Annotated in this window: 18 protein-coding genes; 8 read left to right on the top strand and 10 right to left on the bottom strand. The window is 48.0% G+C overall.

Annotation, left to right across the window (positions count from 1 at the left end; translation table 11 throughout):
- Positions 1-5: 5 nt before the first annotated feature.
- Entirely contained in the window at positions 6-401 is a 396-nt protein-coding gene (locus tag FEN17_RS25995; protein ID WP_138368323.1) for a DUF5618 family protein, read from the bottom strand.
- Between the two features lie 135 nt (positions 402-536).
- On the opposite strand from FEN17_RS25995, the gene FEN17_RS25990 reads away from it, so the two are divergent.
- On the top strand, positions 537-1,646 hold the full coding sequence (locus FEN17_RS25990; protein WP_138368322.1) for a ligase-associated DNA damage response exonuclease: 1,110 nt from the start codon (positions 537-539) through the stop codon (positions 1,644-1,646).
- The gene (locus tag FEN17_RS25985) at positions 1,643-3,241 is read left to right on the top strand and encodes an ATP-dependent DNA ligase (protein ID WP_138368321.1); all 1,599 of its coding nucleotides are present in this window, start codon (positions 1,643-1,645) and stop codon (positions 3,239-3,241) included. The genes FEN17_RS25990 and FEN17_RS25985 overlap by 4 nt, the downstream gene beginning before the upstream one ends.
- An 8-nt stretch (positions 3,242-3,249) precedes the next feature.
- Here the strand turns inward: FEN17_RS25985 and FEN17_RS25980 are convergent, their stop codons facing one another.
- Positions 3,250-4,266, bottom strand: a complete 1,017-nt coding sequence (locus tag FEN17_RS25980) for an acyltransferase family protein (RefSeq protein ID WP_138368320.1) — start codon at positions 4,264-4,266, stop codon at positions 3,250-3,252.
- Positions 4,267-4,415: 149 nt separating this feature from the next.
- On the opposite strand from FEN17_RS25980, the gene FEN17_RS25975 reads away from it, so the two are divergent.
- Positions 4,416-6,881: a ligase-associated DNA damage response DEXH box helicase gene (locus tag FEN17_RS25975; protein WP_138368319.1), complete on the top strand. Its 2,466-nt coding sequence runs from the start codon at positions 4,416-4,418 to the stop codon at positions 6,879-6,881.
- Entirely contained in the window at positions 6,871-7,512 is a 642-nt protein-coding gene (pdeM, locus tag FEN17_RS25970; protein WP_138368318.1) for a ligase-associated DNA damage response endonuclease PdeM, read from the top strand. The genes FEN17_RS25975 and pdeM overlap by 11 nt, the downstream gene beginning before the upstream one ends.
- Before the next feature lie 19 nt (positions 7,513-7,531).
- Here the strand turns inward: pdeM and FEN17_RS25965 are convergent, their stop codons facing one another.
- From FEN17_RS25965 to FEN17_RS25955, 3 genes are all read right to left on the bottom strand, one after another.
- Positions 7,532-10,249: a PAS domain-containing protein gene (locus FEN17_RS25965; RefSeq protein ID WP_138368317.1), complete on the bottom strand. Its 2,718-nt coding sequence runs from the start codon at positions 10,247-10,249 to the stop codon at positions 7,532-7,534.
- A 119-nt stretch (positions 10,250-10,368) separates the two neighbouring features.
- Positions 10,369-10,647, bottom strand: coding sequence for a hypothetical protein (locus FEN17_RS25960; protein ID WP_138368316.1), 279 nt, complete (start codon positions 10,645-10,647; stop codon positions 10,369-10,371).
- 67 nt (positions 10,648-10,714) lie between these two features.
- A complete protein-coding gene (locus tag FEN17_RS25955) occupies positions 10,715-10,927 on the bottom strand; it encodes a hypothetical protein (RefSeq protein WP_138368315.1) in 213 nt (70 codons plus the stop codon).
- A 48-nt stretch (positions 10,928-10,975) separates the two neighbouring features.
- Here FEN17_RS25955 and FEN17_RS25950 point away from each other — a divergent pair, with 48 nt between their 5' ends.
- The 3 genes from FEN17_RS25950 (at position 10,976) to FEN17_RS25940 (ending at position 15,874) form a co-directional block, all read left to right on the top strand.
- A complete protein-coding gene (locus FEN17_RS25950) occupies positions 10,976-11,563 on the top strand; it encodes a hypothetical protein (RefSeq protein ID WP_138368314.1) in 588 nt (195 codons plus the stop codon).
- A 151-nt stretch (positions 11,564-11,714) separates the two neighbouring features.
- Positions 11,715-12,998: a glycoside hydrolase family 2 TIM barrel-domain containing protein gene (locus FEN17_RS25945; protein WP_229208998.1), complete on the top strand. Its 1,284-nt coding sequence runs from the start codon at positions 11,715-11,717 to the stop codon at positions 12,996-12,998.
- Positions 12,995-15,874, top strand: coding sequence for a glycosyltransferase family 2 protein (locus FEN17_RS25940; protein ID WP_138368313.1), 2,880 nt, complete (start codon positions 12,995-12,997; stop codon positions 15,872-15,874). The genes FEN17_RS25945 and FEN17_RS25940 overlap by 4 nt, the downstream gene beginning before the upstream one ends.
- Positions 15,875-15,886: 12 nt before the next feature.
- Here FEN17_RS25940 and FEN17_RS25935 read toward each other — a convergent pair whose 3' ends face one another.
- Positions 15,887-17,566, bottom strand: a complete 1,680-nt coding sequence (locus FEN17_RS25935) for a glycoside hydrolase family 26 protein (RefSeq protein WP_138368312.1) — start codon at positions 17,564-17,566, stop codon at positions 15,887-15,889.
- Positions 17,567-17,732: 166 nt separating this feature from the next.
- Between FEN17_RS25935 and trxA the strand changes: the two genes are divergently transcribed.
- A complete protein-coding gene (trxA, locus tag FEN17_RS25930; protein ID WP_138368311.1) occupies positions 17,733-18,419 on the top strand; it encodes a thioredoxin in 687 nt (228 codons plus the stop codon).
- Between the two features lie 30 nt (positions 18,420-18,449).
- Here trxA and FEN17_RS25925 read toward each other — a convergent pair whose 3' ends face one another.
- The 4 genes from FEN17_RS25925 to FEN17_RS25910 form a co-directional block, all read right to left on the bottom strand.
- Entirely contained in the window at positions 18,450-18,950 is a 501-nt protein-coding gene (locus FEN17_RS25925; RefSeq protein ID WP_138368310.1) for a YeeE/YedE family protein, read from the bottom strand.
- 18 nt (positions 18,951-18,968) lie between these two features.
- A complete protein-coding gene (locus FEN17_RS25920) occupies positions 18,969-19,532 on the bottom strand; it encodes a YeeE/YedE family protein (protein ID WP_138368309.1) in 564 nt (187 codons plus the stop codon).
- Positions 19,533-19,615: 83 nt separating this feature from the next.
- A complete protein-coding gene (locus FEN17_RS25915) occupies positions 19,616-21,037 on the bottom strand; it encodes an MBL fold metallo-hydrolase (protein ID WP_138368308.1) in 1,422 nt (473 codons plus the stop codon).
- 101 nt (positions 21,038-21,138) lie between these two features.
- Positions 21,139-21,948, bottom strand: coding sequence for a sulfite exporter TauE/SafE family protein (locus FEN17_RS25910; protein ID WP_138368307.1), 810 nt, complete (start codon positions 21,946-21,948; stop codon positions 21,139-21,141).
- Positions 21,949-21,964 lie beyond the last annotated feature (16 nt).

The raw sequence follows: 21,964 nt of genomic DNA, 5'->3' as shown, positions 1-21,964 counted from the left end.
GAAATTTAAATGTACGTCAACATCTGTCTGACATTAGCCAATCCAGCTTGTATGATTTCTACCGACCTCGTGCCGTGGTAATAACCGCTGATGTGCAGTTCACCGTAAACTGCATGCAGAAGAACGAGAAGTTTTTTGTTATACTTTCTGACTCTGTTCGTGTAATCCTCGATGCTTGTCGGTTTTTCAAACTTAATTCCTTCTCTCTGTTTGAGATATTCGTCCAATATCAGCAATGCAGCGGAGTAAGCTGTCCCCGATGCCATTTTTACATACTTGACATCGTAATAAAGGCCGTCCTCTTTTTTTGCTTTTTCCGACAAAATCTGTCTGGCATTGTCCAGATACCTTGCTGCTTCTTCGGCTGGCGGCAATGCTGGCTCGTGTTTCTTCTTTGTCATGACGTGTGATTAAATTAGCTTTTCCTGTTTAGACGCAGGAACGCAACATTAGTAACTCAAAAATAGCACTTATTTTTTCAAGGCGCTTTGTGGCGGGATTTGGCGGATGGCACAATTTTAATGTTTGACAGGGTTATGCCAGCACAACCGCTACTCCAATTTACGGGCAAAAGTATATACTGCACCGTTGCCGACGCACACATTGATCCCTGGATTCCGGTGGACAAGGCGATCATCACGCATGCCCACAGCGACCACGCGCGCTGGGGCAGTAAACATTACCTGGCGCACAAGGATAGCGAGCCGATTTTAAGGCTGCGGTTAGGCCCGGATATTTCCCTGCAAACGGTAGAGTATGGCGAGAAATTTGTCATCAACGGCGTAACTTTTTCTTTGCATCCGGCTGGCCATATCATTGGTTCTGCGCAGGTTAGGGTGGAATACAAAGGTGAAGTGTGGGTAGCCAGCGGCGATTATAAATTGGAAGATGATCACGTTGCAGTACCTTTTGAGCCGGTCAAATGCAATGTTTTTATCACGGAATCAACATTCGGATTGCCGATTTATAAGTGGCAGCCGCAGCAGGAAATATTTTCTGAAATCGATAACTGGTGGGCGCAGAATAAATCGGAAGGGAAAGCGAGCGTGCTCATGGGTTACTCCCTCGGCAAAATGCAGCGGATTTTGAAAAACATACAATTACAGGACGACATTATCTACGCCCACGGCGCCATTTTTACCTTAAATGAAAGACTCCGGGCAGCAGGATTTGACCTGCCGGAACTCACATTGGTTACCCGTGAAACCGACCGGAAATTGTTCAAAGGATCATTGATTCTGGCACCACCCTCAGTCGATAGCAGCACCTGGATCCGGAAATTCAATCCTTATTCACTGGGCTATTGCTCAGGCTGGATGGCTTTGCGCGGCGCAAAAAACCGTCGTGCCGTCGATCAGGGATTTGTACTGAGCGATCATGTAGACTGGCCGGATCTGAACCGGGCCGTGAAAGAATCGGAGGCTGAAAAAGTGTATGTCACGCACGGATACACCAGCATTTTTTCCCGCTGGCTGAATGAAAATGGAATAGAGGCCGGCGAGGTGCATACCATGTACGGCAATGAGGATGAAAGTGAGGAGGAGGAAGCCGTGCAGGATATTTCGGCTGGTCAGGAATCTTACGAAGAGCACAAGGAATCGCTGGATGAAGATACAGTTTCACATTCAACTGACCGGGCGCTATGAAACAATTCGCGGAGCTTTTTATGAACCTCGACCGCACCAACAAAACCAATGCAAAGGTGGAGTTGATGAAGCAATACTTTTTGTCGGCGAGCGACGAGGACAAACTTTGGGCGCTTACGCTTTTCACTGGTCGGCGGCCTTCATTTAAGGTCAATCGTACGCAGGTGAAAGAGTGGGCAGCGCAGGAGGCGGACATTCCGATGTGGCTTTTTCAGGAAAGCTACCACAGCGTCGGCGACCTGGGCGAAACCATTTCACTAATTTTGCCAAGGAGCGGAACATTCGATTCCGACAAAACATTGACGGACTGGTTCTACTATCTCGGACTTTTGCCAGGTATGACCGACGAGGAAAAGCGCGACCACATTCTGCAAGCCTGGATGCAATTGTCGCAGCATGAGACATTTGTTTTCAACAAGCTTTTGATGGGCAGTTTCCGGATCGGCGTCTCACAAACATTGGTAGTGCGGGCCTTAGCCGAAGCAACCGAGACTGATCCGAACGTGATCGCCCACCGCGTCATGGGCCAGTGGGACCCGAAGGATACGACATTTGAACAACTGATCCTCGACAAAGGCGAAAATGACAACGCGTCCCGCCCCTACCCGTTTTTCCTGGCGTACCCGATTGAAGGCGACGTTTCGGATCTGGGCGACCCCGCCGATTGGTTCGCGGAGTGGAAATGGGACGGCATCCGCTCGCAGATCATTTATAGAAATAACGAGCTTTTTATCTGGACGCGGGGCGAAGAATTGTCAACTGAAAAATTTCCTGAGCTGCATTTCCTGGCCGATGTTTTGCCAAATGGTACGGTACTCGATGGGGAAATTGTGAGTTATATGGATGACAAACCGATGCCTTTTAATGTGCTGCAAACACGCATCGGACGGAAAAATCTGTCTAAAAAAGTGTTGCAGGAAGCGCCGGTAGCATTTTTGGCCTATGATATTTTGGAGACAAATGGCGTGGATCTCCGGGGACTTACGCAGGAACAGCGCCGCGCCGAGCTGGAACTGGTCCACCAGAATGTGCCTGAACAATATACATTCAACCTTTCGCCGCTCATTGATTTTCAGAAATGGGAGGTGCTGCACGAGCTGCATGGACTTTCGCGCCAGAACATTGCGGAGGGTTTCATGATCAAGCGAAAAAGCGCGACTTACCAGGTCGGTCGTAAAAAGGGCGATTGGTGGAAATGGAAAATCAACCCGCTAAGCATAGATGCCGTGCTGATATATGCACAAAAAGGCTCGGGTCGCCGGGCCGAGCTTTTTACAGATTATACATTTGCGGTGTGGGGCGAAGATGGAAAGCTAGTACCTTTTGCAAAGGCTTACTCCGGCTTGACGGACGTTGAAATCGGTCAGGTGGATTATTTTATCAAAAGAAATGTAGTTGAAAAATTCGGCCCGGTAAGAACTGTAAAACCTGAGCTGGTTTTTGAAATTGGTTTTGAAGGCATCAACGAATCCTCGCGGCACAAATCGGGCATCGCCGTACGTTTTCCGCGGATTTTAAGGTGGAGAAAAGATAAAAAAGCCGAGGAAGCAGATACGCTGGATGCTTTGAAAGGCATTCTGGAAGTGTATAAATAAGGTAGTTTTTAGATTTTTTTGGCGTCGAAACGTTTGTCGAGGGATAACTTTAACCTTTTTAAAACCGGCTTTTCAAACCATTTGTGCAGCGCAATGCTGACCAGGCAAACGATGATCATCGACAAAATAAGTTCTGCCAGCTCGAAGCCAAATCCTTCCAACTTAAACCTCACAAAAACCAGGCGTATCATGGCATAAATCACAAACGGATGTACCAGATACATGGCGTAACTGGCGTCGCCGAGTAACACCATTGTAGCGTGAATCTTGTTTTTGGGGTTGATATAGGGCTCCATCGCCAAAAATCCGGCAGCTAGAAAGACTGAAGGCACACCAAAAATCAGGAATCGATAGGGTTTGGGATCGTAGTAATGATCCATCAAAACAAGGGTTAAGAAGGAAATCAATCCCAAAAAGATCAGCACACTGCGCAACATTCCTCCTGGGTTTCTGAGCCACTTGGTCCAAGCATAATAAAGCAGACTTCCCGCCACGAATTCAAGAATAATGCTGTTTCCCCAAAATAAAATGAGGCTGTTAGTGAGTGGAAGCAGCATGACCAGGATTGAAAAAAGTGTCAATGTGACCAAACAAGCCAGCATACCTTTTTTCCGGCCAAAAACTGCGAGGCAAATGGCAATGCTCACGTAGAAGAACATTTCGTAATTGAGCGTCCAGCCGAGTGAGAGTATCGGGCCGCTGCCTTTGATGCGGTAGGGGATGAAAAGCAGGGATTTGATAATTGCCCCGGGCGTCACGATGACATTTCGGAACCAGCTGGGTTTCAGAAGGAAAAGCGCGATGACGAAAGCCGTCATACTATAATAAAGCGGCATAATGCGGACAATGCGGCGATACAAAAACGCATCGGCATTTTTGTTCACGATATACGCCATGATAAACCCGCTGATCACAAAAAAGATGTCCACCCCAAAACCACCGACCGCCGGCTCCACAAACTCAAAATGAGCAAAAACAACAAGTAAGGCAGCGATAGCGCGAAGGATTTGGATACTGTTCAGCATAGTGATGTGGGTGAAATTTTTAAGTGTGCTACGGGTTATTGCTGTTTTGGACAAAAGTAGGTATTTTGATTACCCAAAACTCCTTCAAGGAACAGTAATTGTATACTTGTTTCTTAATTCAAATCAAAAATAAATAATCTCAACCCCCCTTGGCCAAATCCCGCGGACATATTATTGCTGAACAGTGGTTTAAGGCCAAGAAGTGGAAGTGGGCGGATTTTCAGCAGGAGGCCGCGGGGGCTTATCTGGCGGGGAAAAGCGGGTTGGTGAATGCGCCGACCGGGAGCGGGAAAACTTATTCGCTCTGGGTGCCGATCCTCATCCGGCATATTAATGAGAAGGCCAATAAGGAAATTAAAGCCAAAAGGGGCTTGCAGGTGCTTTGGATTACGCCGCTTAGGGCATTGTCCAAAGATTTATTCCGCAACATGGAAACCGCTGCTTTGGAAATGAACCTGACCTGGCGGGTCGGTATCAGGACCGGGGATACCAATACCAAAGACAAGAATGATCAGAAGAAGCAAATGCCTGACGCGCTGATCATTACGCCCGAAAGTCTGCATATTTTATTTGCTCAAAAAAACGCTTCTGAAACATTCAAACACCTGCATACCGTCGTCGTCGATGAATGGCATGAGTTGATGGGCAGCAAGCGCGGCACGCAGACAGAACTGGCGCTAGCCCGGCTGAGAAGTATGCGACCGGAGCTGCAAACCTGGGGGATTTCGGCAACCATCGGTAACCTTGATGAAGCCAAACACGTGCTGCTCGGCATGAAATTTCCGACGGCTAATTCGGTGATCATCAAGGCAAATTCCGATAAAAAAATCATTGTCGAAAGCATTATCCCGCCCCGGGTCGAAACATTGCCGTGGTCGGGGTATATGGGTACGCGGCTGGTGGATCAGGTGGTGGAAATTGTGAACCAGAGCAAGACGACCTTGCTTTTTACCAATACCCGCTCCGGAACGGAAATCTGGTACCGGACCATCATTGACAAATACCCCGAATTCGCCGGGATCATGGCATTGCACCACGCCTCCCTCGACCGGGAAATCCGTGATTGGGTGGAGGAGGCTCTGCACGACGAACGTTTGAAGCTGGTAATCTGCACCGCGAGTCTCGATTTGGGCGTGGATTTTCGTCCTGTCGATACGGTGATTCAAGTAGGCAGTCCTAAAAGTATTGCACGATTTATCCAGCGCGCGGGGCGGAGCGGGCACCGGCCTGGGGTGGATAGCAAGGTTTATTTTTGTCCCACCAATGCTTTGGAGTTGATCGAGGCGGTATCGCTGCGTGAAGGTGTCGCCAAAAATATTCTGGAAGACCGGCCGCCGGTGGCGCATGCATTCGACGTACTCGCGCAGTGGATGATGACGCTGGCTGTGGGTGAAGGTTTTGACGAAGCGCAGCTGTTTGAGGAGGTTTGTGATGCTTATGGTTATCAATATCTGAACCGGCAGGAATGGGAGTGGCTTTTGGGATACATTACCACCGGAAGTTCGTCACTGCTGGTTTATGATGAGTATAAAAAAGTGGAGCGGGTGGATGGGCGTTATGTTGTCACGAGCCGGCGGGTAGCATTGCGGCACCGGCTGAGTATGGGTACAATTGTTTCTGAGACAGGGATTAAGGTCAAATTACAGTCGGGGAAATATCTTGGTACGGTAGAAGAATCCTTTGTAACCTGGATGAAGGCGGGGGATGTTTTTACCTTCGCGGGGATGACCGTCGAGTTTGTGAGAATGCATGAAATGACGCTTTCTGTGAAAAAAGCGGAGGGTAAAAAAGGCTTTCTGGTACGCTGGGCCGGCGGGCGGATGCCGCTCTCTTCGCAGCTTTCGGCATTTATTCGCGAGCGTCTGGCCGATGCGCTGGAAAATCCGTTTAAAGAAAAAGAACTGGCCAAAATGCACCCGCTCCTGCAATTGCAGCAGGACAGGTCCATCATTCCAAAAACCGATGAACTGCTAATCGAACAATGCGAGACGCGCGAGGGGCATCACATTTTTATTTTTCCTTTTGAAGGCCGGCTGGTGCATGAAGGTATGTCGATCATTCTGGCTTACCGGATTAGCAAGTTGTCACCGATCACTTTTTCGGTGGCGATGAATGATTATGGTTTCGAGCTGCTCAGCGACCAATATGTTGATTTTGAAAAAATTATGAATGAAGTCGACCTGTTTTCCACAAAACATCTGGTGGACGACATTTACCAAAGTGTGAATGCGACGGAAATGGCGAAGCGGAAATTCAGGGAAATTGCGGCGATTTCAGGGTTAATGTTCCAGGGGTATCCAGGCAAGAATGTGAAGACCCGACATTTGCAGGCGTCGAGCTCGCTGCTTTTTAATGTGATGAGTAAATATGAAGACAATAACAATCTCCTTGTAAATCAGGCATATCAGGAAGTTTTGACTTATCAGTTGGAGGAAGTGCGGATGCGGATGGCGCTGGACAGGATCGCAAATCAGAAAATTATTGTTAGGCATACCATTAAGCCGACGCCTTTCTCGTTCCCTATTATGGTGGACCGGTTGCGCGAGCAGCTTACTTCTGAAAAGCTCGACGACCGTGTCCAGAAAATGATCAAACAGTATAGTAATGCAGATTGAAATTAAAGGAAACCACTTCATCTTACTCACACAAAGGGCCATTTTTTGGGAAGAAAAGCAGACATTATTGATCGGGGACCTGCATTTAGGCAAGATTACCCATTTCCGGAAAGAGGGCATTGCAGTTCCGCCCAATGCCATCGACAACAACTTCAAAAGACTTAATGAGCTGGTACAGAGCACCGGCGCTACTCGCATCATTTTTCTCGGCGACCTTTTTCACAGCGAGTACAATTCAGAGTGGGAATTGTTCCGGAACTGGCGTACCGAGCATCATTATATTGAAATGCTGATCGCCATCGGGAATCACGACATTCTGCCGGTAAGCCTCTTTCTGGAATGTAACCTGGAAGTGCATTTGAATGATTTCGAGGAAGATAACTTCATTTTCACCCACCATCCAAAAGTCGATGAAGCCGAAGGAAAATTCATTTTCGCAGGGCACGTGCACCCGGTTTTTACCACCTATGGCCGTGGGCGGCAGAGTGTGAAGCTTCCTTGTTTTGTCATCGACAACCACCAGGCGATTTTGCCTAGTTTCGGGGTTTTTACGGGTGGATATCAGATGGATATTGCGAAGAACCGGAAGATTTACATTACCACGGAAACGAAGGTTTTTTCGGTTTGTTGAAAAGGAAAACTTTACCCTTTCACACTTTTGCTTTTTCCGAAATTTCCTTGATAATGTTGTCCAACTCGCGTGCCGAATTGAGAATGCCTTTTAACATTTCCTCCCTTTCGGACTCCGAATTTTCAAAATTCTTCATCAAATCCACAAAAGCCATCAGCCTCGCCACCGGCGCGCGCACCACGTGCGACTGCAACCAGGAAATTTCCCGGAGCTTTTTGTTCTGATTTTCAATTTCCGCAATGTACTGGAAACGCTCCGTCACATCCGTCGCCAGGACGACTTTTGCCGGTTTATCTTTATATAAAATCGGGGTGCTCTGAATGTCGACGATGATGATTTCGCCCCTTTTCGTGCGGTGCCTGAATGTGTGATGATAGGACGTATAACCGCCGTTTCGCGCCATATTGATGGCTTCTTTTAATACAGGAATATCCGCTTCCAAACGAATGTCCCGGATCGTCATGCTCAGAAACTCTTCTCTTGAAAATCCGTAATGTCTTATTGCCGAATCATTTACATCGAGAAAACAAAGTGTTTCCTTATCAAAAACCCACATGGGCTGCGGACTCAGATGGAAAAGATTGCTGTAACGCTGCTCCGACTCTTCGAGCTCGATCGAATTTCTTTTCTGCTGATCAATATCCTGGAAACTACCGTAAATTCGCTGACAAGCACCATTAACCATTTCGGCCTCTCCGATCACCCGCACCCATTTTTCCTTGCCTTTGAAAGTGATCAGCCGCAATTCTTCGTCCATGGAAATACCCGATCCCATGCAGTCGATAAACCTTTGCAGAAGTGTGTCCCGGTCGATCCCCGCTTTGAAAAACGACGTAGCGCTGTCAAAATCCGGATTAAAACCGTCCTCCGCTTCGTGAATTGACCGCGTGATTTTCGACCAGTACACCGTCCGGTTTGCCACATCCACCTCCCACCCGCCGATAAGGGCCAGCTTATTGGTTTTTTCGAGTAAATGTTCCAGGTGTTTCTTTTCCGAAATATCCTTGGCCACGCAAAACATAAAACCTTCTTCCGAAGACCTCGTGGCTGTCCAGGCAAACCACTTGATCTTGCCCGACTTGGTCAGATAGCGGTTTTCAAAATACATGGTCTGCATTCCGTCTTGAAAACCCTGCATCCGGATCACGCTTTCGGCCAGGTCGTCGGGATGGATCAGGGCATCGATCGGTTTGGACAAAAGCTCCTGATCGGAATATTCCATCAGGCGGCACATTGCCGGGTTAATTTTTTTCAGATACCTGTCAAAACCGACAATACAAATGATATCCGGCGCAGAATTGAAGATCTGGTTCAGTTCTTCTTCCAGCTGCTTCCGCTTTACCTCCGCGCCAATGTGCGAGCCGAGGCTTTTCAGCACGGACGAAAATATATTTTCGGGCTTTTGTTCAGTGCTCAATCCAAGCACCAAAACGCCGATAATCTGGTGGTTATGAAATAAAGGTACCCCGTATGCCGATTTGAGCCCGCCGTGTACCGCCAAAGGTTTCCTGATAAAATCGGGATGCTCGTCCAGGCAGCTCCAATGCTGAAAGTTCTGTCTTTCCCAGGTCAGACCGGGCAGGCCTTCGCCTTTCTCAAAATGCATTTTTTGCTCATCCCGGCCCGGCAGGGAAATTTCCGAAGATGGCCTGCATTGCGCTTTCAGACTGATCACCTTCTGATCCGAACCGATGAGCCAGGCTTCGGCCAGCTGGAAATCAGCAAATGTGATCAGTAATGTCAGCACCTCGTTCAGCATGGCAGTCAAATCACCACCCTTGTTGAAAATCAGGCTGATATTGGAAAGGATTGTTTTTTCCAGTTCCTCATTTTTTCGGTCCGTAATATCGATATACGAGCCGAGCATTTTTTGCGCCCTGTGCTCCTCGTCGAAAATGATGAAAGCCCTGGACAAAAGCGTCCCGTAAGTCCCGTCCTGGCGCAGGTACCTGATCTCATTTTGCCAGTACGATTCGCCGGTATCGCGGATATCTTCTATGCTTTTTGTGAAAGTTTCCCGGTCGTCGGGATGGATCTTTTCGAGCCACTTTTCCTGGGTAGGGATAGGCTGCGAGGGGTCAAATCCAAACATGGTGTAGTGACTTTCACTCCACCACATTTCACCGGTGAAAAAATTCCACTCAAATAATGCGTCGTTAATGGTCTTGGTAATCAGCGTAAAGCGCTCATTCAGAGACCGGATACGCTCGTCGGTCACACGTTTGGCCGTAATGTCGGAGGCTGTGGCGACGTACTGATAAGGTTTCCCGGATTCGTCGAGGAAAGGAATGATGGTGGTATCGATCCAGTAAAAGCTGCCGTCTTTGGCGCGGTTCCTGATCTCGCCTTTCCAAATGTTGCCGCCGGCAATCGTGAGCCACAAGTTTCGGACAAATGCCGGGGCGTGCCAGGAATAATTGACAATCCCCTGATCGCTGCCGATCAGCTCATCACGGGAATATTGGGATATGATGCAGAAATTTTTGTTGACGTGCGTGATTTTGCCGGTCCCGTCTGTGATAAAAACTACCGCAGATTCGTCTAGCGCATATTTATAAGCAGATAACTCCTGAACGGTTCGTTTGAGTAAACTGTCGGAGTCATCACCTAATACGGTCTGGTGTAAAAACATGCCCTGAGATCCCCGGCCGATATTTTTCACTTCCTCTTCATCTCTTTCTCCGTCACCTTCCTTTGTGTATTCCGAAGGCCGAAAAGAGTAATTCTTTCCAATCATTGTTCAGGGTAAATCTACATCTGCCTGGTCTCACTTTACGTAAAACTAAGCATGTTAGAGCACTCCGGCAAGATTTTGTAGATCTAATTCGTACATCTAGTTTATCTATGCATTGCTAACTATCTTTTCATATTTCGATAATTCACATCTAATCGGCTCAGAAAAGTCACCAGACGTAGATTATTCACAATGTTTGTCCGAATTTCTGTGGTTACATTCTGGACATCGCTGCTGAACAAAACGGTTTCTGTCATAGCATTCAAAGAACTGATCATCTCCGTAGCAGAATCTTGCTGGAAAAACTCGCGGATCAGCGTTTCTTGCTGGATCAGGGCCTGTTTCTGCTGGGCTGTTAATGCTGCGATCTGGTTTTCCACAATAGTTTGCTGATTTTTCATGATTGGTATGTTTATAGTTTTTAAATTTTGTGGTTTGGATTTTCCAAACAAATTGAGGCAAAAAAATTTAGTCCGGAGTGAATGTTACTAAAATCTTGACGTCAACTTTACCAAATTCAGAAAGAATATCGCGCATCCTTTTTTCTGAAATACCAAGTCCGTAAGTGTAATCTCTCCATGCAGTTTTCAATCGTCCTTTCTTTCTGTCTGGTGACAGCGACGGATAAATATTCGTCAAGAACCATTTGAATGCGTCCTCAACCGAACCAAAAGTTTGCATGTTCAAATATGAGATAATAGTTTGGAAAACCCAAACAAATTTTAAAAAATGATCTTCATTTTAACTTACGGTAAACATTACAACAAACACCCTTTTACAAGCATGTTAAATGCCGACGACCTTCCTTTTTCTGCCGAAGACTCGATTATGATCGAGATATATTCGCATGAGTTTTGGCGGGCTTTTCGCATTAAATTTTTGATAAGTCACTCGGTGGATCCCGACGGCGAGTTGGTGAGCGACATTACGATTACGCAAAAAGACCTGGTGAATGGAAAAGCGTTTTCAGAGGCTGAGTTGCTTGAAATCGGGAAGAATTTGTTTGCAGAAGTAGTTTCCAAAGGATTTGTAGTCAGCTTCCACCCTATTGTGTATGTTGGAATGAAAAAAGTGTTACCCAAATTTCTCCTCCTCGATGATCCCTACAACAGCTTGTCCGGGCGCATTTTTATTTTCCGGACGCATTTCCCAAAGTTCATCTACGAGCTCGGCCGGGAAAACGAAAACAGCCACATCATAGCCGTGGAAGACACAAAATACCTGATATCTGTTCACGAAGATCTGGACGAACAGCAATCTGTCGAACCTTCTCAGCTGAAAGAGGCGGTGACGTGGTACCATTTTTCGAAAGGCTGAACCAACTGTAAAACAGGCAATACCCAGACCTATAAACGTTGTAGAAACATTTCATAGGCCTGGAAACGATTTTTCTGGCTATTTTTAGGCTCCAATCGTCCTTTATACAAAGCTCCTGCCAGTGATTATTGTTAATCGCGGATTCTGCTTTTTGGCTTTGCTTATCATTGCTGTCCTGCCGGGTTGTAAAAGCCGCACCGATTCTGCCCATACGCAGAAAGTGAGAATCGAGAAAAAAGATAAAAAATTTACGCTGTACCGAAATGGCAAACCGTTTGAAATCCGGGGCGCCAGCGGTTATTCGCATTTTAAAACCTTAAAAAACTGCGGCGGAAATACAGTCCGCATCTGGGATACAACCGGGCTTCAAACGATACTGGACAGTGCGGTTGCTAATGACATTGCGGTAGTGGTAGGTTTGCCCGTCCGCCACAGCGAAGACCTGGCGTTTTATAATGATCCCGAAAAAGTCAAAAAACAATACCTGGCATTCAGCCGGTTGATAAATCGGCACAAACACAATCCGGCGATCCTGATGTGGTGCGTCGGGAACGAACTGACATTCCCGGTTAAATTCTCTTACCAGCCTTTTTACCAGGCATTCAACAACTTAACGGATATGATCCATCGTGACGACCCGAATCATCCCGTCACTACCACCATCCTCAATTTCAATCAAAAATACATTGCGAACATGATGCTGCGGTGCGATATCGACCTGATTTCCTTCAACATTTTCGGCAAGCTGCCACAGCTCCGTCAAGACCTCGAAGATTTCTCTTGGTTCTGGGACGGGCCTTATATGTTGCTGGAATGGGGCATTAATGGTCCCTGGCCGGGTACGGAGCAAACGGCCTGGTCGGCTTACCTGGAAGATACCAGCTGGAAAAAGGCGGAGATTTACCGGGAGCGCTATCAAAGGGATATGCCGCTGAAAGATCCGCGTTTTCTGGGTGCATCGGTGTTTTTCTGGGGAAACAAACAAGAGACGACAGACACCTGGTTTAGCCTTTTTGACGAAAACGGCGCGGCTTCCGAGGTAGTTGGAACGATGGAATATCTCTGGAAAGGCAAAATGCCCGCAACACATTATCCGGACATCAGTTTTATGCTGCTCGACGAAAAAGGCGGCAGCGATAACATTATGCTCGACCCCAGGGAGGTAGTCAGTGCGCGGATCGTTATGCCCGAAAGCAGCGGTGATTTTGACAAAATCCAGTGGAAAGTTTGCAAGGAAGACTGGTACAAACAAAACAACGAGAACAGTACCAGGCGGCTGCCGGCCCTGCCGAATGTGGTCGTAAGTGAGGAAGGTTTACAGGCTACCGTTACCGCTCCCGCGGAAGAAGGACCTTACCGGTTGTTCGCCACAGTTTATGCAGATAATGGCACGTATGCCACCTGCAACACGCCTTTTTACGTGGTCGGGAAATGAAGGAAGTGATCACTGTAAAATCGCCGACGCGACTGGAACTTCTCACGCTGCGCCTGATGATCTTGCTGGGGCTGGCGGCTATGTGGTTTTTCCTGAAAACCATGTTTTCGCCGGAGATACGTGGCAGCGGGCCGCTTTATGGTCTTTTAATGATCACATTCGTTTTCACTTGTCTGAAAATCCTGCACGAGTGGCTGCATTACTTTTACATTACCGTGCCGGTAACACCTCCGGCAACGAGGACTTACACCGTTGACATTTTCACGACATTCGTTGCCGGCGAGCCTTACGGCATGATCGAGGAAACGCTCACGGCGCTGCAAGCGGTAACTTATCCGCACCAGACCTACCTGTGCGACGAGGCAAATGATCCGCGCCTCAAAGCGTTTTGCGAAAAACTGGGCGTGCACCACGTTACGAGGACGGTTAAAAAGGATGCAAAAGCCGGAAATATCAACAATGCATTGGCTCAATCCAGTGGCGAACTTTGCGTGGTGCTAGACCCGGACCACGTCCCTTTTCCCGAATTCCTGAACCCGATTGTCTCACATTTCGACAACCCCGAGATCGGTTTTGTGCAGATCGTGCAGGCTTATAAAAACCACCGCGAAAGCCTGATTGCGAAAGGTGCGGCCCAGCAGACTTACCAGTTTTACGGGCCAATGATGATGACCATGAACAAATATGGGACGGTGCAGGCGATCGGCGCGAACTGTACATTCAGGCGGAGTGCGCTGGAATCCATCGGCGGACATGCGGCCGGGCTGGCGGAAGATATGCACACTTCCATGCAGCTGCATGCCAAAGGCTGGAAATCGGTATATGTCCCTTCGGTACTTGCCAGGGGTTTGGTCCCGTCCACGCTTTCGGCTTACTACCAGCAGCAGCTGAAATGGTCGCGCGGCGTTTTCGATCTGCTGGTGATCGCTTATCCAAAGCTTTTTTCCCAGTTTACCTGGAAACAAAAACTCCACTACGCCGCTATTCCGCTGCATTATGCCTCGGGACTGATTTTCCTGGCCAACTTCCTGATCCCGCTCATTGCGCTTTTTTTTAATAAAAGTCCGGTTTATATCGGTCTGGAAAACTTTGGGTTAACCGTCTTTCCCCTCCTTGTCGCAATTATCCTGATCAGGCATTTTGTGCAGTGGTGGGTGATGGAAGACGATGAGCGCGGCTTCCACATGGTCGGCGGCTTGCTCACGATCGGGACCTGGTGGGTATTTCTTACGGGATTGATCTACACCATTTTAAGAAAAAAAGTACCGTATGTGCCTACGCCGAAGGAAGGCCACGAGGACGGAAACTGGCTGCTCAATGTGCCCAACATTATTATCCTGCTGGTTTCACTTGCAGCGATCGTTTATGGCTTGTCCAACGACTGGAACCCGTACAATCTGGCGATGGCTGGTTTTGCCTGGATGAATTGCCTGATCATGATTTTTGTGATCGGCGCGAGCCGGGAGCAGCATTTCAGGCGGTGGAGAAGCGGCTATGCCTGGCTGAACAAGCTGAGTTTTATTCTGGGAAAAGCCAAAGGCAGCTTCTGGCTCCTGAGACGGCGCATTTATAACGGGATCCGGAATGCTGCGCTGGTTATTACTACGATTTTTGTGGCAGCGCTGGTCTATTTCAAAACAGGCGGGCTGGAAGATTTTCAATCAAAACCAGCGCGCACGATTAAAAGAAATTCGCAGATTGGTAAATTCTCTCCAACCGGTCATGTTCGTTCCAAGAATGCTGACTCAACATTTGCTGAAACATTTGCACAAAATACTAAACCACAGCGGGTTGCATTTGCCGGCACACAGGGTGTCAACTATTCCAAGGGGCAGGATTGGTCGAAGAAACTGCATGTTTTTACCAAAAAAGAATTGGAAAATGACTTCGCGGAAATGCGGAGAATACATTTCAATGCGATCAAAAGGTACGGGCCGAACATGTACGACCGGAATGTGCTCCGGGAGGCTCGCCAGCAGGGTTTTCAGGTACATTACGGTTTTTGGATTCCCGAAAATATTGATTTTAAAAAAGACAAAAAGCAGCTCGACGAGCTTCAAGACGAAATTTCACAGACCGTCCGGGAGCTGAAAGACCATGCTGAAATTGTTTCCTGGAACATTGGAAACGATGTTTTGCAAAAAATGGAAGGGTTGTACAATCCCGCGGATTTGCAGCAGCAGGAGCAGGCGGCTTTGATCTGGTTGCAGCAAATTGTAATAGAAATCAAGAAAATTGATCGCCGCAGACCAGTCACGATGGATGTGGAAGTCTCGGACGAATTGAATTTCGTTACAGGGAAAATCCTTCATGCTATCCCGGAAATTGATGCTTTTGGATTGATCATTGATGATAAAATGCCTTTAAAAAAGCAGCTGGACGCATTGCCTGCACCCTACTTTATCAGCTATGTTTCTCCAAAAAACCAGCGGTACTTACCCGGCAAAAAAGCGGCTTTTGTTTCCAATTGGCAGGATGAAGAGTGGGCGGATAAAGTGCGTTTTGATGGGATGAAGGATTTTACGGGCAGATATAAGGCGGATACGCTGGCGGCTCCGGTCAAAATTCTGAAACCTGCTGCCGGAACATTTCCAGGTGTGGTGCTGGCCTATCACGTGATTGTCAGGGAAAACAAAAAATGGACGCTACCAAAACCCGGCGCGGGAAACCTGCATTATGAATGGAAACTGGTGAAGACCGACGATCTGGATAACCCGACTGCGGTCAGCGACGTAGGCGCGGGGCCGCGGTTAATGTTGCAGATCCCGCCAAATCCGTCTGAATATCGGTTGTATCTGTACGTGGTGGAAGGCAATGTTGTAAAATCGATCGTCAGCTCAACGCTTAACACACCTTTGCAAGTCACTGCAAAATAGCGCATTAAACATTTATGGAGCGGAGAGTTTCTGGATGAATGTTTCAAATGTGCTTCGCTGAATGCTCCAATCAGGGGCTGGAATGTCGCCCCAGGCTTCGGGGTTATCGGCCAGGTTAAAATAGCTGATCCCGGCAATTTCCTTATGTTTTTTGATCAACTCTGCCGCATCTTCGATCCACTTTTGCTTGTAATCTTCCGGGCCTTTTACCCCAAATTCTGTCACAAAAATGGGTTTTCCTGAAAAACCAACCCGGTGAAACTTCCGTTCATAAATGGTACTGAACGATTCCTGCATTTTGGGGTCGGTAATGTTTTTGTCGGGCAAGCCGTAAATGGCAATGCTCACGAAATCCACAACATCTTCGCCCGGCCACCATTCCATCGAGCCGCGGTCGCCCGCCGGTCCCCAGACGCGCTTGATTTTCTCGTCGCGCCCACCCAGTTCCATAAAGTACCGGAATGCCTTGATGTATAAAACCGGATCCTGGATCTGCCAGGCGTAGCGGTGGATCGGGATTTCCATTTCGTGTGCAAAACGCAGATAAACCACACTTCCCGACGCTTTTAGTATCCCGTAAAGCTTTTTAAACTCCTCATCATAAACCCCGTTGATCGTGTTTCGGAGCACATTGGTATCCTTCCTCACCTTTTGGTCGCGCCAGGGTTCGAAGCTGATGATAGGCACGTGCTTCCTTTTAAGGATCGCGCTTAATTCCTTTTGAAAACTGCCGGTTTGAATGTGCGCCAGATCAATGAAGATATGTTCAGCATTTACCGAAGCCGAGCCGGTCAGCAACAATTTCGGATCATAAACACCGACTATCGGGGTGTTCGCTCTTGCCGGATTTTTGTTTATATTTTTAAAAACTGCCGTCGAATAAATGATGGACGCCTCTCTTCTGACCTGCGCAAGCCCTTCTTCAATGGCTGCCTTCGCGGAATCTGTTTTCAACGCTTCTTTACCCAGGATGATCACCGGCTTTGGCATAAACCTGACCCGATGGATTTTTCTTTTGACCTCGGTCTGCAAATCGGGATAAGGCGGGTAAGCTTCCAGCCACTTTTCCAGGTCGCTTTTAAGGGTAATGCTGATCAGGTCCGTAAATTCATCGCCGGGATAATATTCTTCGGTGCCAGGGTAACCCGCTGGCGACCAGACTAGTTGGACATTTGGCGCAGCCACTTTACATAACTTGGCAAAATGTCGGAAGGCATCCGCATAAGCCTGCGACGACTGGTACTGCCAGGGATAGGTTTTCACCGGCACTTCCATTTCAGGATTTAACCTGACAAAAACAGCCGAAGTATGTTTTTTGAATGTTTCAAAAAGCTGCGCAAAAGCTTTGTCATAAGACCCTCCAACAACTGCCGGCAACAAACTCCCGTCCGATGGTCCTGTGAGTTTCACGGTGACGATGACAGTTTTCTTTGAAGACAGCTGCTGCCCGAGTTCGCTGAAAAAACCAGCGGTAGCCGCCTTGTCTAGCAGTATCGAAATGTGTTCTGTGGAAGTGTCAGGGAGGTTTTTTGAATTGGAAAAACGATTATACACCGCCAATACCGGCTCATGAAATGGAATTTCGACCGAACTGCCACCAAATCCCGAAAAGCCAACTTTTTTCCTGATTAAAAAAAATGCCGCTCCCGCGACGAGCAGGATACCTATTACAATAATCGCTCTGCGCCGCATGGGATTTTCAGGATAGTTTAGCCAAATTTGAGCCCCGGAGGGCGGATCTTTATATGTGCGTCCCGGTTGCCGGATTAAGTATTGAATTGACGTTTTCTACCGAGAGTTCAAACTGATTGGCAGACCAAAAGGCTTTCTGTGTCGTTTCAGTCAAAACAAATACCTTATGAAGTATAAATTGCTCTTTTCATTTTTGCTTTTTAGCCAGGTCCTGCTGGCGCAAAGTGTAGCCCCGGATACGTTTGCTTTGCAACTTAAAGAAGCCCGTCAACCGCAGCTGATCGACGTGAGGACACCGGGTGAATTTGCCGACGGCCACTTGCCGGACGCGGTGAATATTGATGCTCAAAGTGCGTCGTTTGATCAGTCGCTAGCTAAACTGGACAAGGATAAGCCCGTTTTTGTGTATTGCTTATCGGGCGGACGCAGCAAAATGGCTGCCGAAAAACTGCATAAAATGGGTTTTAATGATGTCCATGAGATGAAAGGCGGTTACCTGAAATGGTCTGCCCGCATGATGCCTGTGGCTGGTGTGAAAAAGTCGACCGCAAAGCCCGAGTGGAATGCTGCCCGTTTCGACAGCCTGATCAGGTCCCAAAAACTGGTAATGGTGGATGTGTATGCAAGTTGGTGTGCCCCCTGCAAAAAAATGGCGCCGATCATTGATCAGGTTTCTCAGCAAATCGCGGGAAAAGCGACGATTGTAAAACTGAATGCCGATACCGAAAAACCGCTCATGAAGGCTTACCAGATTGAAGAACTACCCACAATCCTGATCTTCCGCAATGGTAAACTGACCGACAGGAAGCTTGGCTTTCAGGACGAAGCTGCGCTGAAAGCTTTGCTTAATTAATCCTAAGATCCTGCTTTTAAGAATGTCTTATTAGTGCGGCAGCCGATCCCGGAAATAACCGTAAACCCACGTGCCGGCAATTGCGCTGAGCAGCGGCACAATCACAACGGTTGCGCCAAATCCGATCTGTGCAAACAAGGGCCCCGGACAAGCGCCCGTCAGTGCCCAGCCTAACCCGAATAACAACCCGCCATAAATCTGCCCTTTGTTAAACTGCTTTTTGGTGAAAGTGATCTGCTCGCCGTGCACAGTTTTAATGTTGAACTTTTTGATCAGCCACACAGACAGCATACCAACAGCGACGGCGCTCCCGATCACCCCATACATGTGAAACGATTCCAGCCGGAACATTTCCTGTATCCTAAACCAGCTGATAACTTCTGATTTGACGAAGACAATCCCAAAAAGAATGCCGACGATCAGATATTTAATGTTGCCGTACCAGGGCGTATTTTCTTCACTCTCATTGATACAAATGGCGTCCGTGGCGCGGATGGCGTGTTCGCTCGTTTCTTTTGCAATGTGCTGCATATCAAATTCTTTTTAATGCTATAAATTCAAAATCGCGGGCAAAATCCAGTTGGCCATCACAAACCCTCCGATCATAAAGCAGATCGTGGCGACCAGCGATGGCCATTGCAATGTGGACAGTCCCATAATAGCGTGACCGCTCGTGCAGCCACCCGCATAACGCGTCCCGAAACCCACCAGAAATCCGCCGCCGACCAGCATGATCAACCCCGGAAGGGTCAACAAGCTTTTCCAGCTCACAATATCGACGGGCACCAGGGACGAAAAGTCGGTGATGCCGTAGCGGGCCAGCTCTTTTGTCAGGTTTGCTGTAACCTGGACTGGATTTGGGTTTGCCAGGAAGTTGGCGGCAATCACCCCTCCGAAGAAAATGCCCAGTACGAACAACAGATTCCAAGTTTCTTTTTTCCAATTGTATTCAAAAAAGGGAATCTTGGCGGGAAAACAAGCGGCGCACACATGACGCAGCGATGACGAAATCCCGAACGATTTATTTCCTAATATCAGCAGGGCCGGCAAGGTGAGCCCGATCAGGGGACCCGCAATGTACCAGGGCCACGGCTGTTTGATTAATTCCAGCATGAATGTGCTTTTATGTTTAAAATCTCCTTTGAATGTAGAAACAATGCTTGAGAAACTTTGATTCGAAAAATGGGAAAGCCGGCTTACAAAATAGTGCTTGGACAAACATAATGGCTGATCTGAAAAAGACCCGATTCCTTGATCGCCTTGAATCCGCCGGTTACATTCACCACACGATCATATCCTCTTGATTTCAAAATGGAGTTGAAAATCATGGACCGGTAACCGGAAGCGCAATGCACGAGATAGATCTTGTTTTTATTGATTTGAGAAAAATGTTCATTCAAATCTTCCAGCGGAATGTTCTCCGATCCGATGAAATGCTCTGAGAAATGTTCGCCCGGTTTTCTTACATCCAGCACGGTCAATGTGGGATCGTCATGTAGTCGCTGCGCCATTTCGCTCGCGGTAACAGATTCGATCTGATCTATTTCTTTGCCTGCCCTTTGCCAGGCTTCAAAACCGCCATTCAGATAACCGATCGTATGATCATAGCCGACGCGGGCGAGCCGGGTGATGACTTCTTCTTCCCGTCCTGCGTCCGAAATAATAAGGATATTTTGTTTGATGTCGGGCATCATTGCGCCTACCCACGGCGCAAAGCTTCCGTCAATGCCAATGTTGATTGCATTTGGAATAAAGCCTTCTGCAAAAACCGACGCTTCACGCGTGTCGAGCAGGATGGCGTCGGTTTCATTGGCGGCCGCTTCGAACGCATCCGGATCGAGTGCGCGATTTCCGCGCTGCATAACCGTGTCAATGCGATCGTATCCCTGCATGTTCATCATCACATTTTCGGGGAAATAGGCCGGGGGAGGCGCGAGTCCTTTGGTAACTTCTTTTACAAATTCATCTTCCGTCATATCCAGGCGCAGCGCGTAGTTTGTGCGCTTTTGATTGCCTAATGTGTCGATCGTTTCCTTGCTCATATTTTTACCGCAGGCACTGCCGGCTCCGTGCGCGGGATATACCACAATGTCGTCCGCCAGCGGCCTGATTTTTGTTCTTAATGACTTAAATAAATGACTGGCGAGCTTTTCCTGCGTGAGATCAGCTGCTGTTTTTTGCGCCAGGTCCGGGCGGCCTACATCTCCGATAAACAAGGTGTCTCCGGTGAAAATGGCCATGTCTTTACCCGTTGCATCACGTAGCAGATAGCAAGTGCTTTCCATCGTGTGGCCGGGCGTATGCAGGACCTTAATGGTGACATCACCAACTTGCAGCAACTCACCATCGGTTGCGATATGCGCTTCAAATTCTGGCCGGGCCGTTGGTCCAAATACAATTTGTGCGCCTGTTTTCTCTGCCAGATCCAGATGACCGGAGACAAAATCCGCATGAAAATGCGTTTCCAGCACATATTTAATGTTCGCCCCGCTTTTTTCCGCGCGACTGATGTAAGGCTCCACTTCTCTGAGCGGGTCAATCACCACCGCTTCGCCATTGCTTTCAATATAATAAGCGCCCTGTGCAAGACACCCGGTATAGATCTGTTCGATTTTCATAATCCGATTTTTTGATTTGTTATTGATGCAAATTTCAGAAGTCCGGCTTCCCGGGTCAGTGACATTTGTTACCTGCCTGAAATTTTTTGTTTAAAAGCATTTTAGCCCGCCAGCAATGGCCAGACCAGCTCTTTTGTAATAATAAATAAACCCATAACCAGCACAAACCACCCAAATCCTTTCTTCAACTGACTCGATGCCAAACGTTTGCTAAGCCAGGTGCCGACGATGATCCCACTCAGGGCAATAGTTGTTACTTTGAAAAGAAATGGCCAATCCATCTCGAAATGCCCGAGGTCGCCCAGGAAACCGATAAGCGAATTAAGCGCGATGATGAGCAGGGAAGTTCCGACTGCTTCGCGCATGGGCATTCCCATAATCAGGACCAATGTCGGGATCAACAGAAAACCGCCTCCCGCCCCAAGCAGTCCGGTCGTTAGCCCGATCCCGATGCTGCTCAGCACCAGCCGGATCACATTGCTCTTTAAATTGCAGTTCAGGCAACCCGGCTTTTTCTCGGTTTCCCTGATCATGCCCATGGACGCCGCCACCATTAATAGCGCAAAAAGGATCATGGTCAGCAATGCCTCCGTCATGGTAAATGTGCCGATCTGAAAAAGGTTATCCGGCACAATCGGCATCAGAAATTTTCTCGTCAGGTAAACCGTCGTGATGGAAATCGTTCCGAATAACGCCGCTGTTCTTAGGTTGATCTGTCCATTACGATAATAGGTGAATGCGCCCATCAGACTGGTTGAGCCGACGATGAAGAGGGAGTAAGATGTGGAGACCAGCGGGCTTATCCCAAACAGATATACCAGCACCGGAACCGTCAGGATCGAACCGCCGCCGCCAATAAGCCCCAGCGAAATGCCGATGAAGATAGAGGCCAGGTAAGCAAATGTTTCCATGTGAATGTGTTTTATC

This window comes from Dyadobacter luticola (genome assembly GCF_005860805.1).
In the GTDB taxonomy this organism is placed as follows: domain Bacteria; phylum Bacteroidota; class Bacteroidia; order Cytophagales; family Spirosomataceae; genus Dyadobacter; species Dyadobacter luticola.
This window is presented reverse-complemented; position numbering and strand designations above follow the sequence as displayed.

What these genes read in the sequence shown, in the direction of transcription:
- FEN17_RS25980 (WP_138368320.1), bottom strand. Translation starts at nt 4,266, where the DNA reads ATGCTGAACAGTATCCAAATCCTTCGCGCTATCGCTGCCTTACTTGTT.
- FEN17_RS25985 (WP_138368321.1), top strand. Translation starts at nt 1,643, where the DNA reads ATGAAACAATTCGCGGAGCTTTTTATGAACCTCGACCGCACCAACAAA.
- pdeM (WP_138368318.1), top strand. Translation starts at nt 6,871, where the DNA reads ATGCAGATTGAAATTAAAGGAAACCACTTCATCTTACTCACACAAAGG.
- FEN17_RS25990 (WP_138368322.1), top strand. Translation starts at nt 537, where the DNA reads ATGCCAGCACAACCGCTACTCCAATTTACGGGCAAAAGTATATACTGC.
- FEN17_RS25965 (WP_138368317.1), bottom strand. Translation starts at nt 10,249, where the DNA reads ATGATTGGAAAGAATTACTCTTTTCGGCCTTCGGAATACACAAAGGAA.
- FEN17_RS25960 (WP_138368316.1), bottom strand. Translation starts at nt 10,647, where the DNA reads ATGAAAAATCAGCAAACTATTGTGGAAAACCAGATCGCAGCATTAACA.
- FEN17_RS25925 (WP_138368310.1), bottom strand. Translation starts at nt 18,950, where the DNA reads ATGCAGCACATTGCAAAAGAAACGAGCGAACACGCCATCCGCGCCACG.
- FEN17_RS25950 (WP_138368314.1), top strand. Translation starts at nt 10,976, where the DNA reads ATGATCTTCATTTTAACTTACGGTAAACATTACAACAAACACCCTTTT.
- FEN17_RS25940 (WP_138368313.1), top strand. Translation starts at nt 12,995, where the DNA reads ATGAAGGAAGTGATCACTGTAAAATCGCCGACGCGACTGGAACTTCTC.
- FEN17_RS25915 (WP_138368308.1), bottom strand. Translation starts at nt 21,037, where the DNA reads ATGAAAATCGAACAGATCTATACCGGGTGTCTTGCACAGGGCGCTTAT.
- FEN17_RS25910 (WP_138368307.1), bottom strand. Translation starts at nt 21,948, where the DNA reads ATGGAAACATTTGCTTACCTGGCCTCTATCTTCATCGGCATTTCGCTG.
- FEN17_RS25955 (WP_138368315.1), bottom strand. Translation starts at nt 10,927, where the DNA reads ATGCAAACTTTTGGTTCGGTTGAGGACGCATTCAAATGGTTCTTGACG.
- FEN17_RS25935 (WP_138368312.1), bottom strand. Translation starts at nt 17,566, where the DNA reads ATGCGGCGCAGAGCGATTATTGTAATAGGTATCCTGCTCGTCGCGGGA.
- FEN17_RS25995 (WP_138368323.1), bottom strand. Translation starts at nt 401, where the DNA reads ATGACAAAGAAGAAACACGAGCCAGCATTGCCGCCAGCCGAAGAAGCA.
- FEN17_RS25920 (WP_138368309.1), bottom strand. Translation starts at nt 19,532, where the DNA reads ATGCTGGAATTAATCAAACAGCCGTGGCCCTGGTACATTGCGGGTCCC.
- trxA (WP_138368311.1), top strand. Translation starts at nt 17,733, where the DNA reads ATGAAGTATAAATTGCTCTTTTCATTTTTGCTTTTTAGCCAGGTCCTG.